Origin of the sequence: Dyella sp. RRB7, assembly GCF_022761115.1 — a bacterium.
Taxonomy (GTDB): Bacteria; Pseudomonadota; Gammaproteobacteria; order Xanthomonadales; family Rhodanobacteraceae; genus Dyella.
On the sequence record NZ_JAKWJS010000007.1, the window covers coordinates 120,405 to 146,154 of the forward strand.

Sequence of the window (25,750 nt, forward strand, 5' to 3'; positions counted from 1 at the left end):
GCCCGAATGCTCAAACAGCGGAGTTGGGTCTTTCAACGCGAAAGAGCACTGAAACACCAATCCAGACTGGGTGATCGTGGAGGTGGAGGGATCATCCGGAACCAGAACAGGGGAGTTGCATGAAGCATCAGGCAGCGTGGCTGGTTATAGCCTTTTCCACCCTCTGTGCCGGTCTTTGGCCTGCCGCCGGCCATTCGGTGCCGCAATGCCTCTCGACCTGGATTGCTCCAGGGCAGCGGACCGTAACGCCAGCGGAAGTCACCGGCACATCGCAGGAAAAGCTCGTCCTGCTAGGCCATCATCCGAAGGACGGCAACAACTATGGGAATTCGCTACCCGATAACGGATACGTGCTCACCGGCGACAAGGTTGACCTGGTGACGACCTGCGAGGGTTACGCTTACGTGCGCTTTCATGGGGCCAAGCGCGTGTCGACGGGATGGGTCGATGCCTCCCGCCTGCAGACCACCGGGCCTGCCTATCTGCCCATGCCTGCCCATGCTGCAGCGCTCTGCCATGCGGCTGAGGAAACGCTCAATCGGGGCGAGCAGCTCCAGCACCTTGGTGCTACAGCGATGGACCCCAAGGTGCTGGAAGCGCTGCATCTGGATCCAGGCTGGAACGCATCGCCTGCGCAGGTTGCGCACATGACCGTAGAGGGGCGTTCCCTTGCGGCTACCTCGATCGACTCCGGAGGAACCTGCCATTCGACGACGGTGTACGTCCTCAGCGGAGATCTCAAGTCGAAGCTGTCGCCAGCCGACCGCGACGATCGCGATGTCGAGAACCAGGGCAGTGATTCCTGGGCATTCGGTGTCAGCGAAGATCTTGTCAACGTGCTTGGCCAGCCGATGGTGATGAGCTCGGACGTCGGCTCGTCAACCTTCCATCTGTCAGTTATCGACAAGAATGGCGACATCGTTCCGACCTGCCAAGGTGACCTTGTGGATCTCCAGCAGAGACGGATCATTGCCAGCCATGACGACGATGTTTGTCATGCCATGCTTGCCGGTCAGCAAACACCGGTTGCGCTGCAGTCGCCCACGCCGGGGCAATCGCTGTCGCTCAAGCAGCAACCGGACAGCTTCGTGGCAGCGGCGGTGCATGATTCCAGCCATGCCGCAACGCAGCTCCGCTTTCATGATAACGCCCGCGCTGCGGAGGTTGAGTACACGCTCAATGCGACAGGCGATGCCGACCTCGACAATAGCGGCAAGCCGCGCCAGATAGGCCTGGTGTCCTTCTTCGAGGGAGACTCCAGCGCTGGCTGCGGCGACTACAGCGACACCCAGGTCGTGCCCGTCTATCTGGATGAACAGGGCCGCGCTGATCCTTCCAACGTCGCCAACCAGGGGCTTGCCAGTGCATTGCCGCACGGCATGGAAGATGGCCGGCTGGTGACGTATGCAGGGAAAACATATCTGGAGCTGTCACCGAAGCTGCATGGGCCGTCGAGTTCGGTGTGGACCATCGACGCCAAAGGCCCTAGCGAAGTGTGCTCGTACCAGTTGAAGCACTATGTGGTGCGCCCGATCTCGGGGTGATGCGCTGACGGCAGGTTGATTTCCTGCCGGTGAGTGGGCTGGAGAGTGACAACGCCCGAGGGCGGCCGGCCATGTACGCTTTGGAGCAGCATCGCCTGACGCCCGTGGCGACCGTGCCGAGAGACCGTCATGACCCGTGCTTACGCTGGTGTAAAACTGTGGGCCGCTACCTGGACAGGAAGGAATGCAATGGATGGTCTTCGTCGTCTTCTCCTCATCGTTGCCATGGGATGGCTGTGTGGTCCTGTCGCCGCGCAAACCTCGCAACCCACCACGGCCACCACCGATGTCGCCGCCTTTGCACGCCTGTACGGCGTAGTGCGTTACTACTATCCGGGTGACGCCGTGCAGGGGCTGAACTGGAACCGCTTTGCGGTATATGGCGTTTCGCAGGTACGCGGCGCACATGACAGCCAGGCCTTGGCAGCGAGCCTGCGTGGCCTGTTCGATCCCGTCACCACCGGGGTCGTGATCCTGCCGGAGAGACAGCCGTTCCCTGCTGCGAAACCCTTGGCTGCCGACCAGCGGCAGGTCTATTGGCAGCGATTGGGCTATGCGGAAGGTGTCAATCGCTACGCTGCCTACCAAGCCAAGCGCACCGCACGCGCCGGTGTGTTTGCTACGACAAACCATGCGCCAAACATCGACATCGAACAACAGCGCACCGCCAGTGCCCAACTCTTGCCGGCGGAAGCCACGCTTTTCGCTGCGCCGCCGCCCGGCGAGCGCTATGCGGAGTTTCCGCTGGGTGCAGGCCTCAAGGCGCGCGTGCCGATTGAACTGTCGGATGAGGAAGCCAAGGCCACGCCCAAGCAACAGGAGGCGATGGCCACGCTTGTGGCCAAGCCCGCGAGCTTCGCCGACAACCCGATCTCCGCCGACCAGCGCCTGGCCGATATCGTGGTGAGCTGGAACGTCTACCGGCACTTCTATCCGTACTGGCAGGAGGTGGGCGGTGATTGGGATAGCCAGCTGGAGCCGCTGCTGGCTACCATCGATGCCCCGGCCACTCGGGAAGTGCAACGCGACAACCTTCGCCACCTGGTTGCCCTGGTACAAGATGGCCATGGCTTCGTCTACGACCCTCGCCGCCCGACGGGCGCACTGCCTTTGCTGCTGGAGCCAATAGGCGATGCGCTGGTCGTCGCCGCCAGTGCGGACCCGGCGATACGAACAGGCGACCGTATTGTGTCTATCAATGGTGTCGAGTTCGGTATCTGGGCGGCAAAACAGGCATCGCTGGTTTCAGGCTCTCCCCAATGGCGACGCTGGCAACTGGCGAGTGCACTTAACGCAGGACCAGCCGGCACGCCGGTAACGCTTGGTCTTGAACGCGAAGACCGTATGCTCGACGCCACGCTGACCTACCAGAAACAGGCACCCAAGCCGGTGCCATCCCGACCCGAGCCCGTCGCCCAGCTCAAGGACGGCGTGTGGTACCTGGATATCACGCGGGCCTCCCAGCAGGATCTGAGTGACCATCTTGGCCCGTTCAGTCAGGCGCGTGCGCTGATCGTCGATCTGCGTGGCTACCCAACCCCGATGACCGGCATGCAATTGCTGCGCCATCTGCTGGCAGAACCTGAGCATGCGCAATGGATGCACGTGCCTAATGACGAAGCACCGTTCGACCAGCCCGTGAGTTACACCGGACTCGGCTGGAACCTGACGCCTGCAGCGCCACATATCCCGGGCAAGATGGTGGTGTTGACCAATGGCCGCGCCATCAGCCAGGCCGAATCCATCCTCGGTTATGTCGCCGACCTGCATCTCGCCACCATCGTGGGATCGCCCAGCGCCGGGACCAACGGCGACGTGCAGAACTTCTACACGCCCTCCGGCTACCGCATCAGCTTCACTGGCCTGCGCGTGACACGTCACGATGGTGTCACGCCATTCCACCTGCACGGCGTTACCCCCGACATCGCCGTAAACCCTTCGCTGGAGGACATCCGCGCTGGCCGCGACGTGGTGCTCGAACAGGCCTTGAAACTCTGCCAATGACGAGGGTATCTGGATGTACTTGGACCTGTACAAGGAGGACGTTACCAATTCTGATCATTCCGTCACCCGGCATGCTCATCGCGAGGCAGAGCACCTTGTGGACGAAAGCATGATTGATGAGATGAGTCCCTTGCGCGGACCAGCAAGCCGAAAAGTGAGAGAGGGGCTGCCTATTTCATACTGGGATGTATTGGCCACAACGCCGGTACACCGGAAACCGCCGCTTTTTTTGTTGAGCGCGCGGCCATGGAATGCGACAAGTACGTAATGCATCAACTGCTGAGATGCCCCGTCAAGCTGAACTTGCCGCCGGGACTTTCACTGGAGTCGATCCATCAACGACTTAATGACCCTCGGTGGCTAGTTCAATACGCCGCGATTGGCTCCCTGTGTGGTGGGTCGTCACCCGAGTGCCGAAGATCACGTTCTCGAGCTTCTTGCTGGGACGACAGACCCACATGACCAGATCTACTCTCACGTAACGCTGAACCGTATTGGCATGCTGCAAGATGGGGCTAGCACCCAGGAAGCGCGATGTGAAACTGTCAGCAGATGCTGCCACCAAGTCCATTCGGGCGTGCCATGGGATGGCTGAGTAGACGGTTCCAAGATCAAGCACTAAGTGCCCAGGGTGAGAGTCGCCATGTCGCCATAAGGTCCGATTCGACCCGGAGCGGACATAAGGAGAAACTAATGATAACAGCTCTTACACGCGCTATAAGTTTGTCGCTCGCTATTTTCTATTTACCACTATCCGACCAAGGTAAGCTCGCTCCTCCTACCCATGGAAGAGCCAATTCATCCTTCAGAGCTTTTTCCACATCACAATAGCGTTTCGATGCCTCAAGTCGATGATCGAAAGTGAAGTACAGCCGAGGGCGTCCAAAAAGACCCTCCGTATTTTGGGCAAGGCGATAAAAATCAAAATGCACCGGCTGGGTATCGACGTATGAATCGCCGTAGTCGCGATCGGCTACTACGAGCATGATTGCAGTAGCCGATTTGGGAACAAATAAGCGAAAGCTATGCAGCGTGCAGTCTGCACCACCTGACGTAACGAGTTCATTCGTTTCGCGTGGATCGTTCGGAATAGAGACATTTCGAAGAAATACGGGCACTACTTGAAGCAGCGTTTTGCCCCCAGGCGTTGGAAGTTGTGCATATATCGTGGTGACGTTGAAACCATGTGCGTTGTAATTTTCTCGCCATGCCGAGACGATCGTGAAGCGATGACCTTCCAACAGGACATCATTCACGCCATTTTTGAACATAACTATTTTTGCATCCGATAGCGGTTCGGCGTGAACATTCAACCCTAAAAGAAAAACCACCGGACCCAAAAACTTCAGCAAGCTGCCGGACATTGCACGCTCCTTATGATTTACATCCCAGTCAACATTTTGGACTTTCGACCTATTCTGGGTCAGCGTCAGGGCATTCAAAAGGGGGGCTACTTTTGAGTGGTAATGAGGTGTTCGCTTCCGACCCTACGCAGACATATCCAGCAAGATAATGTACGGACGTTTGCGTTTTTTCCAAATCGCAAACAAATACGGGCCGGGTCGGTCGCCCGTGCCCATCCGATGCCGCAGGGGCTATATGTGTTGGGGTATTGGGTCCAAACCATGCCCTGCTCCAATTACCAATGTAGTCGCAAGAACGTGACCGGCGAAAACCCTATGCTTTGGCCATCAGGGACAGATGTGCCCTAAGGCCTTTCTGGTCAAACCATAAGGAGCATGGTGATGCGCGGTTTCTTGGCGGCGATCCTGGGTCTTGGAGTTTTAGTCTCGGCAAGTTACGACGCGCGTGGTGCCACGCCGCATGTCGTCGAGCAACGTCTGCAGGTGCCCATCGATGATGCCTCTGGGCAGCATTGGCAGATGCAGGGGCGCATTTGCCGCCCAGCGGATGTGGATGCACCCAAATTGGTGATCATCAATCACGGCTCTCCTCCCAAAGCCTCCGACCGCCCTGGTATGACCTTGGCTGGATGCGACAGCGAGGTGGTCAGCTGGTTCACGGCACGTCACTACGCCGTCGTGCTTGTACTGAGGTTGGGCTACGGCGCCACCGGCGGCCCCTGGACGGAGAGTTACGCTGGCTGCAACGATGCCGACTACTACAAGGCTGGCCTGGAGACCGCGCGGCAGATCGGCGTCATTGTTGATTACGCGGTGACGCTACCCCATGTCGATCCCAATGGCGTGATCGTGGTCGGCCAATCAGCGGGTGGCTGGGGCACCATTGCCTACAACAGCGTGCCGCATCCGCATGTCGCGGCACTCATCAACATGGCTGGTGGGCGGGGCGGTCACTACCACGATCAGCCCGACAGCAACTGCAAGAGCGAGCAGTTGGTAGACGCTACCGCCAAATTTGCCAAGACCTCGCCCACACCCATGTTGTGGATCTACGCCGGCAACGACAGCTACTTCAATCCGCATCTCGTGGATGACATGGCAAAGGCTTTCGTTGGAGCGGGAGGCAAACTGCAAGCCTATCGACCTGACAGCTATGGCACCGATGGCCACAAGCTCTTCTTTGGCCGCGATGGCTCGCGGATATGGGGACCGCTTGTCGATGCTTATTTGGCAGCAAATTCGGGGCCCAAGTGACGTTGCGGAAAGATCCTCATAAACGGTAGTAGTCATGAGTGCCGCCCGGGGGCCTGATATCGGTGCGATCCATGACATGGGAATAAGCGCTTTCGACCCGAAGCGAATGCCATGCGCCTTATCCGGGGGGGCACTCGAGATGAATTCGACGAAGAGAACGTTCGGTGTGACCGTAAATCCGCTCCTTGTTATCGTGCCGGGCTTGATCATTGGAACAGGTGTCGGTGCCATTTGGCCGAGCGAGGCTATTTTTAGACCTCTATATATGGCCGGCATTCTGTGCCTGGTCTCGATCGTCATCCAACGGCGCTCCCAGGGGCGAAGTCCCTCCTCGACGCAGACGATTGGAGAAATCTACGGAGATAGGCGTGCGGGCCGATGGCATATGCCGCTCGCTTCGAATCTTTTGGCAAGCGTTGGCGTGGGCCTTACGGTCGCTGCTTTTCTAGGTTTCTTGCTACGGTAATACCGCCCCGTCTTGAGAAGGCGCGAGGGTGCTCGTACCCGAGGCCAAGAAAAATCTTGAATGATCGACGATGTAGTTGCCGCTTCGACCCCGAAGCGCAAATCAGTAGGCCACCATGCCAATCAAGGAATCGGCGAAGGCCAGGGTGAACCAGACAGGTGCACTCCTGGTGGATCGTTGACAGGAACCAGTGGACCCACGGTGACGTGACCGCCCCAGCTTTGAACGTAGGTATCACCTACGTGCTGAAGTGTCCTCAGTGCCACCATCGGCTGCACTTGGCCCGGCCCATCAATTTTGATGGTGATCTTGCTGTCCCAGGGATCGACGGGGTTGCTTAGCAACATATCCCATATGTGATCGTGAATGCCCCATAGCTCAGTGCAATTGTGTCTTTCTGTGCGGTTCAAGGCATAGGCATCCCCGTAGCGCTCCTGCATCTGCGCTACTGCGTCGCTGCTCGTTGTTGTTCTTCCGGTGTTGTCTGAGAGCGTGCCGAAGCCAGGATGGAAAGGAACGGTGGATCTTTGCGTTCGTCAGCCAAGGTCAGCCATGCCAGGCCCGATGCGTGATCCACTTTGGCACCACGGCGGTCGTCGAAGTAGTCGACACCGAGTCCGTATTGCACACGCTTTTCGCCCCACTCGGCGGAGTACTCCGCTTCCTCGAAACCACTACGGTTGCGTCCACGTTGTCAGTCATGCAGGGCAACGCAGTAGTGATATTCGCCTGGAATAAGCCGCGCCAATATGGGCACGCAAATGTTGGAGTGCCTTTCGGCGGCGGCTTGAGGTTGATGTGTCGTGATCGCACATGCAACGGGCCCGCTCAGTAGCGGTATGCGAAAAGAACCGAGTCATACGCACCACCCTGTGCCAACAGTTGGACAAAAGTTGCGGGCGGACGCCAAGCGGTCGGTGAGTCGCTACCTCTAATACCGAGGATGATAGGTAAATCATTCGACGGAACACCCCGCTTGTGAAGTGCTTTTGCTCGTAATCTCCATGAAGAAAGATTTATCCAGAACGCCTGGCGTCAAGGTTCCGTCAATTTTGGAGCATTCAACGGCGTGCGATGGCTAAACCGGTCGACGGAAATGTCTTTTGCGAGCCGAAGCGCACATGGCTGATGCATGCGGCGGTGCAAACAAGCGCAGCACGAGCGGCAAAGCCACAGATTGTTTGCGGCGGCTTTTCTACCGGAAGCGGAATCCATCCGAAGTTGACACGTCGCCACAACTTCGAGGGCGGCTGGCTTTATCGTCTCGGTCGCCATCCGCGAGGTCGCGCATGGTGTAAGGGAAGCCATACAAGGGAAGCGGCTGTCGCATCCATCGCGTGCCGCCGTTCCGCGGCGCTCATATGGGCAAGCGTTGCAATGCGCTCAGATTTTCCAGGCGGATAAAGACGGCCCTGATCCCCGCCCTTGGCGGCGAATGGCGCGGCAAATGTACGGGGCGCTGCGGCCAAGGACGGGCGAGAAGAACGAAGTGCTCAGATTTTCGCGTTGCGGCGCCTGGCGCGGGCTTCGTAACGTCGGGCCGCAACCGTCCTGGCTTTCGTCCTCGGCGGTGCGGGGTTGCCCTGGGGAGGGGCGTACACATGAAGAAACGGTTCTTGATCGCGGGCGGCGCCGTGCTGCTCGCCGGCGTAGTAGTGGGGGTGGTTTTGTGGCGTACGTGGTCGACACCGGGGCTGGCCTCGAGCGGACCGGCGACGGGCTACGCGCCGCTCAAGCTCGATGAGGCGGACGTGGTGCAGCGTTTCGCGGGTGCGGTGAAGCTGCACACGGTGTCGACAGGCGAGGCGCCGCCTTCCGCGGAAGACCTGGATGCGTTTCATGCTTACCTGGCGCAGCAGTTCCCCCGCGTGCATCACGAGCTGCAGGTGGAGCAGGTGGGGCATGGTGCGTTGCTGTTCACCTGGAAGGGTCAGGATGCCGCGGCCGCGCCCATCGTCCTGATGGCTCATCAGGACACCGTGCCGGTGGATGTCGATACACGCAGCCGCTGGTCGCGCGATCCGTGGTCCGGCGAGGTGGCCGATGGCGTGGTGTGGGGCCGGGGCGCGTTGGATGACAAGGCGAGCCTGGTTTCCATTCTTGAGGCCGCCGAGCAGCTGCTGCAGCAAGGGTTTCAGCCGAAGCGCACGCTTTATTTCGCCTTCGGTAGTGATGAGGAGCGCGGCGGCGAGCAGGGCGCCATCGCCATCGTCGCGTTGCTCAAGCAGCGTGGGGTTCATGCGCAGCTCGTGCTGGATGAAGGCGGTGCCTACACGAACGGGTTGATGCCGGGCGTGGCAGGTGACCTCGCCATGGTGGGCATTGCCGAGAAGGGCTATGTATCGGTCACGCTGTCGGTGCAGGCCAATGGTGGCCACTCCTCGCAGCCGCCGCCGCAATCGGCCATCGGCATCCTGAGCCAGGCGCTGGTACGCCTGGAAGCCAAGCAGATGCCGGCGCGCCTGGCGCCGACGGCCACCGCCATGTTCGATGCACTGGCGCCGCTGTTGCCATTTTCCGCGCGCATGGCGGTTCGCAATCGCTGGTTGCTGGGCGGTGTACTGATCGGTCAACTGTCCAAGACGCCATCTGGCAACGCGATGGTACGAACCACTACCGCCGAGACGACCTTCAATGCGGGCGTCAAGGACAACGTGCTGCCCACCGTGGCCAAGGCGACCGTCAATTTCCGCATTCTGCCCGGGGATAGCGTAGCCAGCGTGCTCGAACACGTGCGCAACGTGATCGCCGACCCGCGTGTCACCGTGACGCCTGGCGGCGAGCAGAACGAGCCGAGCCCGACATCGCCGGTGAATGGCGAAGGCCTGCAACTTGTCCGCAAGACGATCGGACAAGTTTCGCCGGGCGTGCCCGTGGTGCCTTACCTGGTCACGGCGGCGACGGATGCCTCGCACTATGTGCCGGTTTCCGCCGAACAGCTGCGTTTCGTGCCGTATCACCTCACGCCCACCACGATTGAACGCTTCCACGGTATCAACGAGGGCATTCCGGTGATCGATTACCTCAACTGCGTGCAGTTCGCCGCGCAATTCATGCGTAACGCCGCGGGCTAAAACATTGCCGTGGTGCATGGGTGCGCTTGTGACGCGCCGATGGCGTGGCGGGCGTCCACGTGGACAGAGCAACGCGGCAGCTATCTATCGGCGGGCCATGCTGGGTCGTCTTGTCTTCACCACCGGGCCGATACGCATCGTGCCGATGGTGGTTATCCAGAAAGGGAGAAGGATATGGTTGGTTTTGTGAAGCATCGCCGCGCCACCCTGGCCAGGCATCCGCTGTGGGTTGCGTGTCTGCTGGCGGGTGCTGTGGCATCCGCCGGGTTGCACGCACAAGACGCGGCCACCGCGCCGCAGGCCGACGCGGGCAGTACCAAGACCAAGGCGCCTTCCAAGGACGATGCGACGTCGCTGGGCGCCATCACGGTGACGGCTACCAAGCACGCCACGGCGATCGACAAGACGCCCATCGCCATCAGCGCCGTGCCCGCCGAAGTGCTGGCCGACAGCGGCGCGCAGAGCATCAACGACGTGGTGAAGATGGTGCCCGGCGTCAGCGTGCAGGACGCCGGCGCCGGCCAGTCGCGCATCTCCATCCGCGGCATCTATGCGGCGGGTGAGCCGACCACGGGCATCTATTACGACGAAACCTCCATCCCCGGTTCGGTGGGCACCACCAACGACGCGGGCGGTCACCGACCCGACCTCAACCTGTTCGACATCGATCGCGTGGAAGTGCTGCGCGGACCGCAGGGCACGTTGTACGGGGCCAGCTCGATGGGTGGCGCGATCCGGCTGATCAGCAACAAGCCCGAACTCGATCAGGTCGACGGCAGCGTGGAGGCGGGTTATGCGGTGACCAAGGGCGGTGGTCCATCGTGGCTCAGCAACGCCATGTTCAACCTGCCGCTGATCCAGGACAAGCTGGCCGTGCGCGTGGTGGCCAACAAGCAGGACACCGGCGGCTATATCGACAACGTGGTGCTGGATCGCAACCATGTCGGCGAGTCGCATCAGGGCGGTGGCCGCGTGATGGTGCGCTACCAGCCGACCGACAAGGTGACGCTGGACGCGAGCTTCTCCACCCAGGCGACCAACGCCGAGCCCAACTTCTGGTCGCCCTATCCCGAGCGCTGGGCGCTGGCGCCGCTGTATCCGGTAGACCTTCCCTCGCGCTATGGCTCGGAGGTGGCGACGCTGGTGCCGTATCGCGACCATACCAAGATATCCAACGTGACCCTCAACTGGGATCTGGACTGGGCCACGCTCACGGCGGTGACCTCGTATTTCGATCGCAAGAGCGACTACAGCCAGGATTCCACGCCGCTGTTCCAGTACGCCAAGGCCCTGCTGAACTCGGTGGGCCTGGGCCACGTCTACAACGCTGATCAATACATTCCCTCTTACCTGTATTACCCCGGGCATACCACCAACTGGTCCAACGAGCTGCGCCTGAGTTCCAAGAGCAACGACACGCTCGACTGGACGGCAGGCCTTTACGAAGAACAGCGCAAGAGCCGCCTCTTCAGCGAACAGACCTACGCCGATGCCCAAACCGGCGGCCCATTGTCGCCCTCGGCGCTTTTCTTCCGACGCCATATTTCCGACGACCTGCAACAGAAGGCCGCCTATGGCGAAGCCACCTGGCATGTCACGTCCGATCTGAACATCACCGGCGGCCTGCGCTACTACGACTACTCCAAAGACATCACCGGCTACACCGACCTGAACTTCAATTTCCCGCTGATCGGCGGCGGCACCCTTCCGCCCACCACGGTCAGCGCCGGCCAGAGCGGCTGGCTGAAGAAGCTCAATATTTCCTATGACCTGGCGCCCAACGTGATGGTCTACGGTCTCGCCGCCGATGGCATGCGGCCGGGCGGCGCCAACCAGCTCATCAACCTGCCGGTGAACCTGACCACCTACAAGCCCGATTGGCTGTGGAATTACGAGTTGGGCATCAAGTCGAACTGGTTCGATCGCACGCTGTACGCCACCGCGGACATCTACCAGATCAACTGGCACAACATGCAGGTCAGCGCCATCACGCTCGACGGCACATCGCAGTTCATCACCAATGCCGGTGCCGCACGCATGCGCGGCCTGGAATGGGAGCTGCTGTATCGCCCCATCCATGGGCTGGACCTGACCGCCAACTTCAACTACATCGACGCCGTGCTGACGCAGGACCAGATCAGCAACAGCTACGAAGAGCAGGGCGTGCTCGGCCGCACCGGCGATCGCGTGCCGTATACGCCCAAGTACACCGGCATGCTGGCCGCCGACTACCGCTGGCCCATGGGCGACAACCTCACCGGCATGGCACGGTTGGATGCCAACTACGTAGGCACGTCCTATTCCACCTTCCGCCCCAATGATCCCACCCGTACCAGCATGGGCAACTACACCATGGTGGATGGACGCATCGGGCTGGAGGACGGCAATGGCAAGTGGAGCGCGTACCTGTACGTCAAGAACATGTTCAACAAACTCGCCCTGGTCTCCACCGGCCTGCAAACGTATTACGCGCCGTTTGGCGAGGCATACACCATTCCGCCCCGCACCATCGGCGTCGATCTGAAGTACAACTTCTGAAGCGGCCCGAATAGCAGCCCACGCCCCGGTGCACCACCACCGGGGCGCGGGGGCCCGCTGTCTGGTCCACCTGGGACTGGACTTGCCGTGGGCGATGGGTGAGCCTAGCGGGGTTACCTGGCCACTCGCCTGTTTCGCATGGTCAACCCCAACGGCACCAAGCCCGCAAGCAAGCGGCGCGCACCTGCCCAGGCGCGCGCCCGGCAAACGCGCGAGCTGATTCTGGAGGCGGCCAGCCAGTTGCTGGAAAAGCGTGGGCTACGCGCATTCAGCACCAACGGCCTGGCGGCGGCCTCGGGCTTCAGTGTCGGCACGATCTACCAATACTTCGAAAACAAGCAGGAAATCCTGCTCGCACTGGCGCGCCACGAGCGCGATCGGCGGCTCGCCCGCATGACCGAGGTGCTCACGCACCGCCATCAGGAGGCGGGGGCGGAAAAGCTCAGTTTGCGCGATCGCATCCGCATCGTGGTGCGCACCGAACTACAGGCCTTCAACGGGCGCCAGCGGGTAAGGAAAATTTTGTTCGACTTGGCCTGGCGCGCGAACCAGCACCGCGATATGGATCGTCCGGTCATGGCACTTGCCGCCATGTTGGCGGCGGGGGAGGTAGCCGATGGCGATGGTGGTCTGGTGCAACTCTCGCCCATCGACGCGTTCGTGCTTACGCAGGCGGCCGCAGGCATCGTTCGAGCGGCATTGGAGCGTGACGAAAACATGCTCATAGCGCCCGAATTCGAAGATGCCGTGGTCGAACTCGTTGCGGGCTTCGTGGAGTCGCGGCGACGCGGCGCAACGAACGGCTGACGCTTCGTCAGCGCAAAGCACCGCCCACCCCGGGGCGGTGCCCGGTCTCAACAGGGCTCGATGGCCGTGACCGGTTCGGCGCGGCGTTCCATGGTCATCGAGACGATCCATAGCAACAAGCCGCCCAACGCAAGGCCGCTGCCCACCCAGCCGGGCGATGTCCAGCCATAGCCGTGTGCAATGGCGAGGCCGCCGAGAAAGGGGCCAAGCGCGTTGGCGGTGTTGAAGGCCGAATGGTTGAGCGAAGCGGCGAGGCCCTGGGCGTCGCCGGCAACATCCATCAGGCGCGTTTGCAGCACGGTACCAAGCGCGCCGCCGATGCCGATCAGGAACACGCAGGCACTGAGCGTCCACACGTTGCCAGCGGTATAAGGGAAGACCGCGAGCATCACCATGCTCCACAACAACAAGCCGCCGGCCGTGCGCATCAGTGCGCGATCGGCAAAGACTGGAACAAGCATGTTGCCCAGCGTCAGGCCTATGCCGAACACGCCCATCACCCAGGGCACGGCATCCAGCGACATATGCGTCTCGTGCAGAAGAATGTCGGCCAGATAGGTATACACGGCAAACATGCCGCCGAAGCCGATCGCGCCGATGCCCAGCGTAAGCCACACCTGCGAACGCTTCAGCGCGCCAAGCTCACGCAATGGGCTGGCCCCGGCATCGGCGGGGATGTTGGGTGCAAAGGCGAGCACCGCGCTCATCGTCGCCATGCCCAGCAGGGCCACCAACGCAAAACTCCAGCGCCAACCCACCGCCTGCCCAAGCCAGCTGGCCAGCGGCACGCCCACGATGGTGGCGCAGGTGAGGCCAAGGAACATCAGGCCCACCGCGCGCGTGCGCCGACTCAACGGCACCAGCGAGCTGGCCACCAGGGCGGCGACGCCAAAGTAGGCGCCATGCGGCAGGCCGCTTAGAAAGCGGAACACCAGCATCCAGTGATAGCTCGGCGAGAGACCGGTCAGTCCGTTGAACACGGTGAACATCGCCATCAACATCAGTAGCAGCCGACGACGCGGCAAACGCGCGCCCAACACCGTGATGACCGGGGCGCCCACCACCACGCCCAGCGCATAGGCGCTGATCGCATGACCGGCGGTCGGAGCATCGATGCCCAGCCCCTGCGCGAACAGCGGCAGCATGCTCATCGAGGCGAACTCCGTGGTGCCGATGGCGAAGCCACCGACAGCGAGCGCGAGGATGACAAGCCCGACATGGGGCACGCGGACAGGCGGCGTGCCCGGATCGAAGACGGCGGAGGGGGCGGACATGGAGGCGCTCAAGTCGTGGAGTGGGCGCAGTGGTGCGCCGCAGCATGCGTCAAGAATACCGGCAGGGCCCGCCCGTTGCCAGCTGGTGGCTGGCGGCGACGTAGCCAAGGGACTTTTGCGGCTGTCGATCCGAGGCGGGGCGATGTCCCGGTTCCGGCACCGTTCGCGGGACACGCCGGAGAGCAAAGTGATCGCCGCCAACTCACCCGCAATACCTGAACTTATCTCGCATCGTAACTGGATTGCGCCAGCCTGACCTGCTCCCAGTTTGCCTTGGCCCAATCGACCAATCCTTGCGTGGGACGCAACAGGCTTTTTCCAAGAACCGTCATTTCATACTCCACCCGCGGCGGCACTTCGGGGAACAGCTCCCGGATGACCAGCCCATCGCGTTCGAGATGCTTCAGCGTCGAAGAAAGCATCCGCTGTGAAATCCCCGGAACCGCGCGTTCAAGTTCGGAAAATCGCGCGCGTCCGCCCAGGAGATCGAGCGAAAGCACAACGAAGATGGTCCACTTGTCGCCGATCTTGGTCAGCAGTTCCCGCACCGCCATGGGGTCCGAGCTTCTGCAGATGGCGGCGGGATCCAATGGATGGGCCTTGGTCCGGCTTTTCATAACTTACCTCGGTGTAAGCGACTGACGTCAACGTGCCTTCTTCTCAAGGGCAGGCTTACGATTTATAGGTAGCTCTCAATCCGTAAGCAACCCTGCGACGCGCGTGGAGAGTTCCGAATGCCGAGTCCGACATACGCTGCATACAAGCCCGCTGCTCCTTATTTCGATCTGGTTCGCGGCGCGCTGGGCGACCTCGTCGATGGCCAGCACTTCTTCGATATCGTCAGTGACGACATCGCCTATGAAGTCCTCTACGACATCCCGGGCTGGCCTCACGTCATAGAAGGGCGAGCCGGCCTGATGGGAGCGTTCAGGGGTTATGTCGACAACATCGTGCTTCACTCGGCCGACCAGTTGACCGTCCACAAGGCAGACAGCGGTCAGGTCGTCATCATCGAATACCAGGTCCATGGGACCATCGTCGCGACGGGCGTGAAGTACAACAACCGGTTCTGCTCGATCATCAAGATCGAGAACCGGAAGATCACGCACTGGAGGGACTATATGGACTCCCTCGCGGCCTGGAACGCGTTGTCGGCGCGGTCTCATTGAGTCGCCGGGCATGGGGAATTTGCGGATGAAAAGAATCCTGTTGATTGATGTGAGCCCAAGGGGGAATGACTCGGCGAGTCGATCGGTGGCCAGCACGCTCGCCGCGCGGCTCAGCGATCTTTATCCGCTGGCGGAAATCACGCATCGCGACCTGGCTGCCGCGCATCCGCCTCATCTGGACGAATCCACACTGCGGGCTATTTCCACCAGGGATCCGGCAGAGGAGGAAAGATGGAAGGATGCGGCACGCCTGGCCGATCAACTGACTGACGAGCTGGTGGCATCCGATCTCCTGGTGATAGCAACGCCGATGTGGAATTTCGGGATTCCTTCCGCCCTCAAGGCCTGGATCGACCTGGTCGTTCGGCCGGGCAAAACCTTCCGATATGGCGAGGGCGGCGTGGTCGGCTTGATGCAGGGGAAGCAGGCGATCCTGGTGCTGGCTTCAGGCGGCGTCTTCACCGCAGGCCCTTGGAAATCCTGGGATTTCGTCGAGCCCTACCTGCGTCAAATCCTGGGCTTCATCGGTATCGTGGACGTGCAGACCGTCAGGGTCGAAGGAATGAACATCCCGGCGTTGGCGAACGATGCCGTGCCGGTGGCAAACAAGGCTGTCGAGGCGCTTGTTCTGTAAAGGAGGGCATCCGCCTGCGAAGCATGGCGGGGACACGGGGATCGATGAGGTTTTGCCTGTGGCCGACAGGGCGCAACGCTCGACAAGCCGTTGCGTCAGCGGTTGGCCGCGTTGCCCGGATTCCTAACGCTCGCTGCCCATGACCCGATCCAGAATCCGGCGAAGGTGCGCAAGGTCGGTCTTGGACAGATGCTGAAAGCCTGGCGGTGCATCGTCGCGCACGGTGCGGTGTACCAGTTCGACGATCTGCCGGCCCGCGCGCGTGAGCGACACCAGTTTCGCGCGCCGATTTTCCGGGTGAGGATGGCGTTCGACCAGGCCGCGATTCTCAAGATCATTCACGGCTACGGTGGTGGCCGGCGCATCGCTGCCGGTCTCATCGGCTATCTGTTTCAAGGTCATCGGCGCATCGAGCAGCCGTCGCAATATGCGCAGGCGGCTGAAGGAAAGGCCCGTGGCGTCGCTGACTTTCCGGCGCCATTCGCCGCGGGTTTCCCATACCAGGCCGACCAGCCGCTGCCAGATGCGATCGGCTTCGCTGCCGCTGTTGGCATGCCCCATCATGCGGTCGCTCCGGTAGGCGCCTCTTCCAGCAAGTGTGCCGCGTGGCGGGTGGTATCCCGCGCCCAGCGCGTGTTGGACAGCCACCCGAGCAACAACACGGTAACGCCGCCACCCGTGATCAGCCACCAGAATGGATGCGAGGCTTCGGCGAACCCGTGATGCATGTGCGTGCCCAGGATGGTGCCCGCAAGGGCCACGCCGAGCGACGCGCCGATTTGCCTGCTGGTTGAGGCCACCGCCGCCGCAAGGCCCGCCTGCGCCTTGGGCATGCCGGACACGGCGGTGTTGGTAATGGGCGCATTCACCATGCCGAAACCGATCCCAAACACCACGTACGTCAACAACAATAGCGGCAGCGGCGTCGTGGCCGTCAACTGCGTCATCATCAGCGCGCTGACGACCGTGGCCGTGCCGGAGGCCAGCAACGACGGGCGCGTGCCATGCGTGCCCACCAGTCGCCCGGAGAACGGCGAGCAGAGAATCGTCGCCAGTGCGAGCGGCAAGGTACACAAACCAGTATGGAAGGCCGATAAGCCACGCACTTCCTGCAAGTACAGCGCATTGAGGAAAAGGAAGCCGGAGAATGCCGAGAAGCTGCATACGGCAATCAACGTTGCGCTGCTGAAGGGCGCGCTGCGAAAGAACCGCACGTCTATCAACGGTTCGTGGCGCCGAGGTTCATAGGCAAGCAACGCGATCAGCGCCAGTGCGGCCGCGGTAAACAGGCCGACGATCGTCGTCGAGCCCCAGCCGGCATGGGGGCCCTCAATGACCGCATACGTCACCGTGGCCAGGATGACGAACACCAACAGTTGTCCGATCGGATCGACACGCCGCGGATGCGGCGCCTTGGATTCCGGAATATAGCGTGCGGCCAGCAGCATCGCCGCGGCGCCAATGGGCAGGTTCACCCAGAAGATGGAGCGCCAGCCGATGCTTTGGGTGAGCGCGCCACCAATCACCGGACCCAGTGCCATCGATACGCCGGCGACCGCACCCCAGATGCCGATGGCGCGTGCGCGTGCCTTTGGTTCGTGGAAGGTGTTGGCGATGATCGACATGGCGACCGGGTTGAGCATCGTCGCGCCCAGCGCCTGCAGGACGCGAAACGCGACCAGGCCCTGAATAGTGGGAGCAACGCTGCACAGCAGCGAGCCCAGCATGAACAGCGCCATGCCCGACTGGAACACGCGACGCCGCCCGAAGCGATCGGCCATCGAGCCGGCCAGCATCAGCAGGCTTGCCACCACCATGGTGTAGGCATCGATCACCCACTGCAGCCCGGATATCGACGCGACCAGATCGTGCCGGATCGAGGGCAGCGCGACGTTGACGATGGTGGCGTCCATCGCGACCATCAGCAGGCTCAGGCAGCAGATGCCGAGGATAAGGTTGGGATGGGTCTTGGCCCGCCCGGTGTCGCCAATAGTTGTATTCATGCAACTATTGTTGATTAACAATAGTCACGCGTCAATCGGCTTCGCTCGCCCGGCGGCAGCGAAGCCCGCCGGGCGAGGGCGCTAGCTCCCTTTCTGCGACAGCAGGGTTTCGATCTGGCCCTCGAACTCCTTTTCGATGGCGCTATGAAAGTCGCCCGTGGCCGCCGCCGAGAAGCCCGCGTGGACGTGCTTGACGCGGCCATCCCGTGCTATGAAGAAGGTCGTGGGCCACGAGTCGAGGTTCACCGCCTGGGGCAGTTTTTCCTGAGCCTGGTCGGTGACGCCGGCAAGCAGCACCGGGAATGGCGGCTTGTATCTTTGGACGAAGGCGCGGAGGCGGGCAGGGTCGGCATACTCATCCGCATCTTCGAAATCCAGCGTGACGATCTCAAGTCCGCGTGCGTGGTACTTGCGATAGAGCGCATCCAGGAACGGTGCTTCATCGTGGCAATTGGGACACCAGCTGCCGGACACGTCCACCAGCACCACCTTGTTGCGGAAGCGTGCGTCGGTGTTCGAGACGAGGTGGCCATCCAGATCTTTGAAGCTGAAAGCGAATACCTCATCGCGATCGCGCACCCCGGTGTGCTCACTCAAATCGGGAGCGTCGGGCAAGCCAAGTTTGCGAGCCGTCTCGGGGCGATAGGCGGTGTAGTGCGCTTCGTCGCTATGCGGGTCGGAAAGCGTCACCTCAAGAATGACGTCTCCCGCTGCGGTACGCGAAGGTTTGACGGTGGCCACCTCTGCCCGTGAACCGGAGAAGTTGGAAAGATTCCACTGGCCGTCCTTCCACAGGCCAGTGAGCGCGCCGGTATCGCCGCCCACGCGCAGTACCGATGCACTCAGTCGTCCAAAGTCCTGATGCGCAATAAAGCGCCATGCATACTCGTTCTTCTTCTTGCTATGGGCGGGAAGAATCCAGAGGCCGTCGATGTTTGGAGCACCTTCATCGGCCACGGACGGCGCATTGCCTGGATGGGCCGCGATTCTCCACGGCGTGGCCTTGGCGTTTGCCGACGCCGAAGCGTAGGAACCATCGACGCTGCCGTCGGGCCTGCGCTGCAGGTCCAGCACGCGGTCGAAGGCGTCGTAGCGCAACACCAGATGATCGCCATCCACTATGGCCGCGTTGGATGCAATCGGCTCGTCGCCGTTGAAGAAGCGACCCTCTATACCGTGGGCTCCCTGCACGACTTCGAAGTGGAACGGTACGGTGATCCGGTCATGGGTGGCGGTGGCTTCCCACTGTCCCAGCCAGGGGGTTGTCTTGGGGGCGGCGGCAAGCGCGCAGATCGGTAGCGCCATGGCCAGCAGGGCTAGAGAAATGATGCGCATCGACTGCTCCACCGATCAGGGATCGGTCGAGCCTATCGATGGCCATTTTGATGTGGCAAATGAAAAGCGGTTATGACGTCATATCTGTATGCACCGTGGCGCCGGGCGCAAGGACTCGGCAATCTGTAGTGGCTACTTAGCCTCGCAACAACGGCAGCAACTGGTCGCCCTGTCGAATGACCTCCGTCAGGTACGGCGTGTCGGACAATATGAAGTGCGTAATGCCCAGCGCCTGGTACTTGCGCAACGAACGGGCCACCTCCTGCGCGGATCCCACCAGCCAGGTCGTGCTGGCACCGCCGCCGCCATACTTGCCCGGCGCCGTGTAGAGGTTGTCGTCGAGCACTTCGCCGCGCGCGTGCAGATCGAGCAGGCGTTGTTGACCGACCGCCACCGGCCCGTGATGATCCTGCCAGCCGGCCCCTTGGGCCTTGGCCATCTCGGCAACCTTGGCCTGCGCATCGGCCCAGGCCTGGTCGGTGGTGTCACGCACCAGCGTGGTTATGCGCAGACCGAATTCCAGCGGCGGCAGGTCGCGATCCAGCGACTGGCTCAGCGTCTTTAGCCGATCGATGCGCTCGCCCACGCCATCAAGCGTTTCGCCCCAGAACAGCTGCACGTCGGCTTCGGTGGCGGCCACGCGCTCGGCGGCTTCCGACGCGCCGCCAAAATACAGTTTGGGATGCGGGCGCCCATCGCGAATATGGATGCGCGGCTGCACCGTGGACTCGCTGACCTGGAAGTGCTCGCCCTGATGGGTCACACGCTCCTCGAGCCATAGCCTGCGCACCAGGCGCATGAACTCCTTGGTGCGGGCATAGCGATGTGCCTGATCGCCTTCGCTATCGCCATAAGCGCCGAGGTTATCCTGGCCTGACACGATATTGATGCGTACCCGGCCGTCGGTCAGGTGGTCCAGCGTGGCCGCGGCGGAAGCGAAGTTCGCCGGTCGCCAATAGCCGGGGCGGATCGCGATGAGCGGCTCGAATCGCGTGGTCCGTGCCGCCAGTGCGGACGCGACGGTGAACGTATCGGGCCGTCCCCAGCCGGCGCCGATCAGGGCCCCCTTCCAGCCGTGCTGCTCCAGTGCCAGCACGTGACGGGTCAGTGTCTCCAGGCTGTTGTGGCTTTCGACAGCGGCATCGCCACGGTGACCCGGGTCGATCTGATTGGGGATGTACCAGAAAAATTCTGCGTGGTTGGCCATGGGATGGAGTGCGGTCCTCTATAGGGTGCGTCGGCTTTTCTTGCGTGGTGCTTAGAACGTCTTCTCCACGGTAAAGCGAAAAGAAAGCGGCTCCAGCGGATGGATGTGCACCCCGCCACGCCCGCTACGGGTTCGCCGGGCAGGCGATCCACATACCAGAACCCGGCCGCATTGGCGCGTACATTGAGAACGTTGTACAGGCCGAGGCCGATTTTCCAGCCATCCTGAAAGCTATAGTGAATGTCGCCGTTCCACTCGCCGTAACCATGCCCCTGGATCTGATCGTCCGATGATAGGGGATGGCTATCCACATGCCGGTACTCGAGTCCGCCGTCCCAGTGACCCAGGCACTTCACGTAGATGCTTAGGGATCCGGCAGCGAACGGAGCGTTGGGCAAGTAGGTGCCGACATGGCCGGTGCCGTCGTCATACGGCGTGGCGATCAGGCTGACTTTCGGCTCCGCGAGGTGGCTATGGGCGCTGCCGTAGTAGGCGCCGGTGTCGGTATCGTGCAAGACATCCTCGCGGATGCCAAGCACCGAGCGAAACCAAGGCGCCCAATAAGTCGTAGCCTGGAAGCAGGCCGCCATGCTGCTCAAGTGAACCCGGTCCTTTTCGGAAAAGGTACCCGGATAGTCGACTTCCGCCAGTTGTCCCGGCGTGAGCGGCTCGCGATCCTCGGTGGGTCTGCGCAGCACGTCGTTGCTGTCGTTGCGCCAGTGCGCACCTGCCAGCACATCCGAGCTGATGCCGGAAAATTCAATGGTGTGCAGGTAGCCCGCATCGAGCCCGGCGGTAGTGCGCTTTTCGCGCTGCTCTTCCTGGTCGCCATGGATCGGATCGAACCGGTCGTGCGTGAAATGGTTCCACAAGGCCAGCCGATTGCTGATTACATAACTACTGACGGTGAGCAGGCCGCCGCCAAGGGTGGCGTGGTATTGGCTGGACAGGCCGGCGCGCTGGGGTTGGTCCGTCGTGCTGTTCCACCACCCGTGGCAGAACATCGCCGTGACCGAAAATCCGTTCTCCCTGTTGCCCTGGCTGTAACGCAGCACGGCATTGGCCTTGCGCTGGTCGTCGGGCGAGTTCCACGGCCCGTCATAATGCTGCGTTTCCACGGCACCCAGCAGTTCGCTGCTTGCTGCCGCACGGAGCCTGCTGCGAACGCGCGCTCTTCAGCCGACATCGCCGACATCCGCGTAGCCTTGGCCGTGGGTATGCGTAGGCTCGTTGACGGGCATTGCATCGACGAAGACTGCCAGATCCGTGCCGTGATCGAGCTTGTAGCCGCGCATCATGTACTGGTTGGCCTTGCCCCGCCGCTATGAGATGTCACGGTCAGGCCCGGCACCGTCTCCAGCAACTGTCCGGGTCGATAGGCCGGAGTGAACGCCAGCTCGTCATTGACCACCACGCCCTCGCTGGCGGTGGTGGCGGTGCCGAGCTGTGGCATACCGTGATATGTCCTAAATCATCCACTGCGCAACGGGCACAAGCGCTGCTCGCCTTCCTGTTGTGGATCACCATGGGGTTGAGTGGAAGGTGGATCGGTTTTCTCTGATCCATGCAGGGTATTCATCCCTGAGAAACGCAGTATCGGGGTGAACGCCGGGAGACGTGGCCGCGCGAACGCAGTTGCCGATCAGCCTGTAACAGCTTCGCGACAGTTCCCATTCCAGGTCGGGCTGGCGCCGAAAATTACCCAATGGTGTATTGAACCGGCCTCGTTCCGAAGTCCATATTGCGAGGCGCTGGCCGTCTACGCGAAAGCCATGCCACCGTATGAGATCGTTGGGTGAATCGTTGCCTCGGAGCGCGTCATGAATTCCGCATTGGGTTTGTTCACAGCGTTCCACACCGTGATCAGTTTGCTGGCGATCCTGGCCGGGATATTTGCCATTCGTGACTTGGCCGCCGGCCGCGTCCAGTCGCCGGCGACTACAACGTTTCTGGTCACGGCAGTCATCACGAGCGTGACGGGTTTTATGTTTCCGTTCCACGGATTCACGCCGGCCATCGGCGTGGGCATCGTGGCGACGCTCGTGCTGGTCTGGGCTTTTGTCGCGCGCCGCGCCATGGCGCGTTCCGCCGGCCGGGCAATCCCATATGCCGTTGCCATCGTCGTCAGCGAGTATTTCCTGGTCTTTGTCCTGGTCGCACAGCTGTTTGCCAAGGTGCCCGCCTTGAGCGGGTTGGCGCCCAACATCAAGCAGGGGCTGTTTGGCGCAACGCAGCTTGTCGTGCTGGTGGCTTTCGTGGTGATCGCCGTGCGCGCGGCTCGATCTTTCAGGACACGCGCTGTCGCCTGAGGCAAGCGATCACCGCACCGAGCGGTGGCGGGGCGACGCCATGGACCAGGGCACCCGTGCTCATGCGACCGATAGTGTCAGTGGGCGTTCGCTGCGTTTACGTGCCCGGCCATTTCGTTCAGTGCGTCCTGGATCGATGCCACATGCTCGGCGAAGTCGGTATGGGGGTCGAATGGCGCGCCCTGGCGAATCACCGCCTCGGGTAGCCTGATACCGGGCATCGTCTCAACGACACGCATCTTCACGGCGCCTGCTACCTGCCGGAGTTGTTCCGCGCACTTGCCGCCGCCATGACCGCCGTAGGTCACGATGACGGTGGGCTTGTCGCGCCACTCCGCATAGAGGTGGTCGATAGCGTTCTTGAGGACCGCCGGATAGCCCCAGTTGTATTGGGGCGTAACGAAGATCACGGCGTCCGACAGCTTTACCTTTTCGCTCCAGGCCCGCGTGTGCGGCTGGCTGTAATGCCCCAGGGCAGGAATGCCCGGCTCGTCGTCCATGGGCAGCGGCCAGTCCGCTAGGTCGACGATCTCATAGGCGAAGTCGGTATGGTTTCGCCCGATGGTGGCGATCCATTCCGTGACTAGGGGGCAGATCCTTCCAGCCCTCGTGCTGCCCATGATGAGCTGGACCGTCTTCTTCCGTTTCATCCCGTCGCCCAATTCGCATGTATGATACATGCATCATGCGAGGATCGCGGAGCGAAGTAAAGCATGTATAGTACACGTATATTGGACGATATCGCGTCGGCGCTGATCGACCTTACGGGATGCCTCAATAGCCCGCGCCAGGACGAGGTCTTGCTGGGGGAGGCGGGCGTAGCTTTGGATCGCGCCCTTTTCCCCTTGCTGGTGCGCCTCAATGCGATGGGCACCACGAGCGTGACTGAACTTGCCGGCCAGGTGGGCCGGGATCCCTCGACCGTGAGTCGCCAACTGGCCAGGCTCGAGTCGCTCGGGTTGGTCAAGCGACCAACCGCGAAGGACGATATGCGCGTGCGCGAGGCGGCCATCACCAAGGCCGGTTTGGCCGCGGTAAACGCCATCGCCAGGGCGCGGCGAAAACTGCTGGGACAGCTGCTCCAGGATTGGACGGAGTCCGAGCTGCGACTTTTCCCCGAACTGCTGCAGCGACTCGCCGATGCCATGAAGGAAAAGCAACGCACCGGGAATAGCGACGCGTGAAATGGCTGCATGGAGGGCACGAGGCCGCGTGACGCCTCCCATCGCGATGAACATGCCTGGCTACCAGGCGTGCCCGTTTCGCTCGCTATCGGGCTTTTTGCTCGGTGGGAAGCTTGGCCATCTGGGCGCAATTGGCACCGTAGTCCTTGAGATTGCTTCTCAGGGAATCGAGGAAGATGGTGAAGCCGTAACGTACGGCGCCACCGCGGTCGGCAAGCCAGGCGCCCATGGAACGGCCCGATAGCAGGTAGCTCAACTGCGCCAGCGGAACAGGGCGCGTGATCACCACCGATTGATCGGTGACGCTGACGCCTTCGCGGTTGTCCTGCAGCGTTTGCTGCTGATCGACCTCGAAATACGAGCGCGCCGCGCGCGCCACCACGCGCTTGGCGCGTTCGTCGCCAATGGTGTAGTACGCCGTCAGCCTCAGCCCGTCGGGCCGGCACAGCAGGGTGATGCGATGTTCGCCATCGCGGGCCACCTGGCTGAGCGTGAGGGATGGCGTGCCGGAAGCCAGGTGAAACGTTGCCGTGGGCGGCAGTCGCCCGTTGTTGGCCAGTCCGGTGGCGAGCATCTGATCGGCGTTGAGCCACAGGGCATCGCCATGCGATGCGGCGGACGACAGCGTGAACGTCGCCGGATTGATGCCCATGTCTTTCAGGTAGGCCATGATGTCGCCCGAGGTCGGCCACGCCCTGTCGGAGACCGGCTGGTTCGGGTTCGCCATGTTGAGCGGCTGCACGCCGAATCGATCGCTACCGGCGGGTGCCCATCGATACAGCCCGCCGACGAAGGCATAGGTGCACGCATTCACGCAAAGGGCCGACTTGGGAGCCAGCACCTGGCGTCCTGAACGCCTGGGCGAACCTACGTGGGTCACCATGGAGCCGGATCGAATGAGCCTGCCCAGGGCCAGGCCTGCCTCCATGTCGCCGCCCGCCGAGTTCAGGTAGACGTCGGAGCCGGGTGGGATCTTCCTCGATTTCATCAATGCGTCGAAACGACGAGGCGCTTCGGCATCGATGACGCCATAGAGATAAATCTGCGGCGCCTTGGCTACCGCCAGCGTCATCCGGTCATCGTTGACCTGGATGGCTAGCGGTTCGTCGGCCGAGGCCTGCGGCGTGACATGGACAGCGTGCGATGCCGCATCTTGTGCGCGGGCGTCATGTGCTGCGCCCACACAAGCGGCCAGCAACATCGCGCACGACCATCGTCGCCGACGCCAGCGTGTGTTGCGAAAAGCGCTTGTCTCCGGGTGAATGACGCGCACCGACGAGTCCTGCCATGACGGTCGTGCAGTTTCGCTTGTTTCGCATGTCGTGCAAGTGAATGTGGCCCGGTCACTGCAGGACGCAGGGATGTCACCGCTGATGAGACGTCGAGACAATTCGCGATTCATCGCTGGCCATCCAGTGGCATGGCCAGTGGGATACCACGTGGCGCGGCGAAGCCGTCATGGTGCGCAGCTATTTCCGTCGGCCGTTTGCTGTTGCAACGGTCACGCATCGAGCGGACCAGCGAAGGCGGGTGGGCGAGTGGTGTCGGCTTGCGGCTGGGGCGTGACGGTCATTGGCTGGCCAA

The 25,750-nt window shown here is 61.8% G+C and carries 22 protein-coding genes; 10 read left to right on the top strand and 12 right to left on the bottom strand.

Features of this window, described 5'->3' with window-relative positions:
• Positions 1-119: 119 nt before the first annotated feature.
• Both MJ606_RS15645 and MJ606_RS15650 read left to right on the top strand, forming a co-directional pair.
• Positions 120-1,544, top strand: coding sequence for a hypothetical protein (locus MJ606_RS15645; protein ID WP_243050476.1), 1,425 nt, complete (start codon positions 120-122; stop codon positions 1,542-1,544).
• A gap of 189 nt (positions 1,545-1,733) precedes the next feature.
• On the top strand, positions 1,734-3,548 hold the full coding sequence (locus MJ606_RS15650) for a S41 family peptidase (protein ID WP_243050477.1): 1,815 nt from the start codon (positions 1,734-1,736) through the stop codon (positions 3,546-3,548).
• Positions 3,549-4,288: 740 nt separating this feature from the next.
• Here the strand turns inward: MJ606_RS15650 and MJ606_RS15655 are convergent.
• Complete coding sequence (locus tag MJ606_RS15655) at positions 4,289-4,912, bottom strand: hypothetical protein (RefSeq protein WP_243050478.1); 624 nt, start codon at positions 4,910-4,912, stop codon at positions 4,289-4,291.
• Between the two features lie 381 nt (positions 4,913-5,293).
• Here MJ606_RS15655 and MJ606_RS15660 point away from each other — a divergent pair, with 381 nt between their 5' ends.
• The 4 genes from MJ606_RS15660 to MJ606_RS15675 all read left to right on the top strand — a co-directional run bounded on the left by MJ606_RS15660 (position 5,294) and on the right by MJ606_RS15675 (position 13,051).
• Positions 5,294-6,166 (top strand): hypothetical protein, encoded by an 873-nt coding sequence (locus MJ606_RS15660; protein WP_243050479.1) that lies wholly within the window; start codon positions 5,294-5,296, stop codon positions 6,164-6,166.
• Positions 6,167-8,233: 2,067 nt separating this feature from the next.
• Complete coding sequence (locus MJ606_RS15665) at positions 8,234-9,706, top strand: M20 family peptidase (RefSeq protein ID WP_243050480.1); 1,473 nt, start codon at positions 8,234-8,236, stop codon at positions 9,704-9,706.
• A 174-nt stretch (positions 9,707-9,880) separates the two neighbouring features.
• Positions 9,881-12,244, top strand: a complete 2,364-nt coding sequence (locus MJ606_RS15670; protein WP_243050481.1) for a TonB-dependent receptor — start codon at positions 9,881-9,883, stop codon at positions 12,242-12,244.
• Positions 12,245-12,382: 138 nt separating this feature from the next.
• Positions 12,383-13,051, top strand: coding sequence for a TetR/AcrR family transcriptional regulator (locus MJ606_RS15675; RefSeq protein ID WP_243050482.1), 669 nt, complete (start codon positions 12,383-12,385; stop codon positions 13,049-13,051).
• Between the two features lie 47 nt (positions 13,052-13,098).
• Here MJ606_RS15675 and MJ606_RS15680 read toward each other — a convergent pair whose 3' ends face one another.
• Positions 13,099-14,325, bottom strand: coding sequence for an MFS transporter (locus MJ606_RS15680; protein ID WP_243050483.1), 1,227 nt, complete (start codon positions 14,323-14,325; stop codon positions 13,099-13,101).
• A 221-nt stretch (positions 14,326-14,546) separates the two neighbouring features.
• Complete coding sequence (locus tag MJ606_RS15685; RefSeq protein ID WP_243050484.1) at positions 14,547-14,942, bottom strand: helix-turn-helix domain-containing protein; 396 nt, start codon at positions 14,940-14,942, stop codon at positions 14,547-14,549.
• Positions 14,943-15,059: 117 nt separating this feature from the next.
• On the opposite strand from MJ606_RS15685, the gene MJ606_RS15690 reads away from it, so the two are divergent.
• Together MJ606_RS15690 and MJ606_RS15695 are read left to right on the top strand one after the other, a co-directional pair.
• On the top strand, positions 15,060-15,494 hold the full coding sequence (locus tag MJ606_RS15690) for a nuclear transport factor 2 family protein (protein ID WP_243050485.1): 435 nt from the start codon (positions 15,060-15,062) through the stop codon (positions 15,492-15,494).
• A gap of 25 nt (positions 15,495-15,519) precedes the next feature.
• Positions 15,520-16,128, top strand: a complete 609-nt coding sequence (locus tag MJ606_RS15695; protein WP_243050486.1) for an FMN-dependent NADH-azoreductase — start codon at positions 15,520-15,522, stop codon at positions 16,126-16,128.
• Positions 16,129-16,251: 123 nt separating this feature from the next.
• Here MJ606_RS15695 and MJ606_RS15700 read toward each other — a convergent pair whose 3' ends face one another.
• The 7 genes from MJ606_RS15700 to MJ606_RS15725 form a co-directional block, all read right to left on the bottom strand.
• Positions 16,252-16,692 carry a MarR family transcriptional regulator gene (locus tag MJ606_RS15700; protein WP_243050487.1) on the bottom strand — a complete coding sequence of 147 codons (441 nt, stop codon included), beginning with the start codon at positions 16,690-16,692 and terminating at the stop codon, positions 16,252-16,254.
• Positions 16,689-18,131, bottom strand: coding sequence for an MFS transporter (locus MJ606_RS15705; RefSeq protein ID WP_243050488.1), 1,443 nt, complete (start codon positions 18,129-18,131; stop codon positions 16,689-16,691). The genes MJ606_RS15700 and MJ606_RS15705 overlap by 4 nt, the downstream gene beginning before the upstream one ends.
• An 81-nt stretch (positions 18,132-18,212) precedes the next feature.
• The gene (locus MJ606_RS15710) at positions 18,213-19,466 is read right to left on the bottom strand and encodes a TlpA disulfide reductase family protein (protein ID WP_243050489.1); all 1,254 of its coding nucleotides are present in this window, start codon (positions 19,464-19,466) and stop codon (positions 18,213-18,215) included.
• Between the two features lie 136 nt (positions 19,467-19,602).
• Positions 19,603-20,673: an LLM class flavin-dependent oxidoreductase gene (locus MJ606_RS15715; protein WP_243050490.1), complete on the bottom strand. Its 1,071-nt coding sequence runs from the start codon at positions 20,671-20,673 to the stop codon at positions 19,603-19,605.
• Positions 20,571-21,791: a TonB-dependent receptor gene (locus tag MJ606_RS15720; protein WP_243050491.1), complete on the bottom strand. Its 1,221-nt coding sequence runs from the start codon at positions 21,789-21,791 to the stop codon at positions 20,571-20,573. Before MJ606_RS15720 ends, MJ606_RS15715 begins: the two co-directional genes overlap by 103 nt.
• 57 nt (positions 21,792-21,848) lie before the next feature.
• A complete protein-coding gene (locus MJ606_RS18340; RefSeq protein ID WP_279236922.1) occupies positions 21,849-21,971 on the bottom strand; it encodes a hypothetical protein in 123 nt (40 codons plus the stop codon).
• Positions 21,968-22,126 carry a hypothetical protein gene (locus MJ606_RS15725; protein WP_243050492.1) on the bottom strand — a complete coding sequence of 53 codons (159 nt, stop codon included), beginning with the start codon at positions 22,124-22,126 and terminating at the stop codon, positions 21,968-21,970. The genes MJ606_RS18340 and MJ606_RS15725 overlap by 4 nt, the downstream gene beginning before the upstream one ends.
• 367 nt (positions 22,127-22,493) lie before the next feature.
• Here MJ606_RS15725 and MJ606_RS15730 point away from each other — a divergent pair, with 367 nt between their 5' ends.
• Positions 22,494-22,982, top strand: a complete 489-nt coding sequence (locus MJ606_RS15730) for a hypothetical protein (RefSeq protein ID WP_243050493.1) — start codon at positions 22,494-22,496, stop codon at positions 22,980-22,982.
• A gap of 77 nt (positions 22,983-23,059) precedes the next feature.
• On the opposite strand, the gene MJ606_RS15735 is transcribed toward MJ606_RS15730, so the two are convergent.
• Positions 23,060-23,632, bottom strand: coding sequence for an NADPH-dependent FMN reductase (locus MJ606_RS15735; RefSeq protein WP_243050494.1), 573 nt, complete (start codon positions 23,630-23,632; stop codon positions 23,060-23,062).
• Positions 23,633-23,713: 81 nt separating this feature from the next.
• On the opposite strand from MJ606_RS15735, the gene MJ606_RS15740 reads away from it, so the two are divergent.
• The gene (locus MJ606_RS15740) at positions 23,714-24,166 is read left to right on the top strand and encodes a MarR family transcriptional regulator (RefSeq protein WP_243050495.1); all 453 of its coding nucleotides are present in this window, start codon (positions 23,714-23,716) and stop codon (positions 24,164-24,166) included.
• Positions 24,167-24,251: 85 nt separating this feature from the next.
• Here MJ606_RS15740 and MJ606_RS15745 read toward each other — a convergent pair whose 3' ends face one another.
• Positions 24,252-25,568, bottom strand: a complete 1,317-nt coding sequence (locus MJ606_RS15745) for a hypothetical protein (protein WP_243050496.1) — start codon at positions 25,566-25,568, stop codon at positions 24,252-24,254.
• Positions 25,569-25,750: the final 182 nt, after the last annotated feature.

What these genes read in the sequence shown, in the direction of transcription:
- MJ606_RS15645 (WP_243050476.1), top strand. Translation starts at nt 120, where the DNA reads ATGAAGCATCAGGCAGCGTGGCTGGTTATAGCCTTTTCCACCCTCTGT.
- MJ606_RS15650 (WP_243050477.1), top strand. Translation starts at nt 1,734, where the DNA reads ATGGATGGTCTTCGTCGTCTTCTCCTCATCGTTGCCATGGGATGGCTG.
- MJ606_RS15655 (WP_243050478.1), bottom strand. Translation starts at nt 4,912, where the DNA reads ATGTCCGGCAGCTTGCTGAAGTTTTTGGGTCCGGTGGTTTTTCTTTTA.
- MJ606_RS15660 (WP_243050479.1), top strand. Translation starts at nt 5,294, where the DNA reads ATGCGCGGTTTCTTGGCGGCGATCCTGGGTCTTGGAGTTTTAGTCTCG.
- MJ606_RS15665 (WP_243050480.1), top strand. Translation starts at nt 8,234, where the DNA reads ATGAAGAAACGGTTCTTGATCGCGGGCGGCGCCGTGCTGCTCGCCGGC.
- MJ606_RS15670 (WP_243050481.1), top strand. Translation starts at nt 9,881, where the DNA reads ATGGTTGGTTTTGTGAAGCATCGCCGCGCCACCCTGGCCAGGCATCCG.
- MJ606_RS15675 (WP_243050482.1), top strand. Translation starts at nt 12,383, where the DNA reads ATGGTCAACCCCAACGGCACCAAGCCCGCAAGCAAGCGGCGCGCACCT.
- MJ606_RS15680 (WP_243050483.1), bottom strand. Translation starts at nt 14,325, where the DNA reads ATGTCCGCCCCCTCCGCCGTCTTCGATCCGGGCACGCCGCCTGTCCGC.
- MJ606_RS15685 (WP_243050484.1), bottom strand. Translation starts at nt 14,942, where the DNA reads ATGAAAAGCCGGACCAAGGCCCATCCATTGGATCCCGCCGCCATCTGC.
- MJ606_RS15690 (WP_243050485.1), top strand. Translation starts at nt 15,060, where the DNA reads ATGCCGAGTCCGACATACGCTGCATACAAGCCCGCTGCTCCTTATTTC.
- MJ606_RS15695 (WP_243050486.1), top strand. Translation starts at nt 15,520, where the DNA reads ATGAAAAGAATCCTGTTGATTGATGTGAGCCCAAGGGGGAATGACTCG.
- MJ606_RS15700 (WP_243050487.1), bottom strand. Translation starts at nt 16,692, where the DNA reads ATGATGGGGCATGCCAACAGCGGCAGCGAAGCCGATCGCATCTGGCAG.
- MJ606_RS15705 (WP_243050488.1), bottom strand. Translation starts at nt 18,131, where the DNA reads ATGAATACAACTATTGGCGACACCGGGCGGGCCAAGACCCATCCCAAC.
- MJ606_RS15710 (WP_243050489.1), bottom strand. Translation starts at nt 19,466, where the DNA reads ATGCGCATCATTTCTCTAGCCCTGCTGGCCATGGCGCTACCGATCTGC.
- MJ606_RS15715 (WP_243050490.1), bottom strand. Translation starts at nt 20,673, where the DNA reads ATGGCCAACCACGCAGAATTTTTCTGGTACATCCCCAATCAGATCGAC.
- MJ606_RS18340 (WP_279236922.1), bottom strand. Translation starts at nt 21,971, where the DNA reads ATGATGCGCGGCTACAAGCTCGATCACGGCACGGATCTGGCAGTCTTC.
- MJ606_RS15725 (WP_243050492.1), bottom strand. Translation starts at nt 22,126, where the DNA reads ATGCCACAGCTCGGCACCGCCACCACCGCCAGCGAGGGCGTGGTGGTC.
- MJ606_RS15730 (WP_243050493.1), top strand. Translation starts at nt 22,494, where the DNA reads ATGAATTCCGCATTGGGTTTGTTCACAGCGTTCCACACCGTGATCAGT.
- MJ606_RS15735 (WP_243050494.1), bottom strand. Translation starts at nt 23,632, where the DNA reads ATGAAACGGAAGAAGACGGTCCAGCTCATCATGGGCAGCACGAGGGCT.
- MJ606_RS15745 (WP_243050496.1), bottom strand. Translation starts at nt 25,568, where the DNA reads ATGAATCGCGAATTGTCTCGACGTCTCATCAGCGGTGACATCCCTGCG.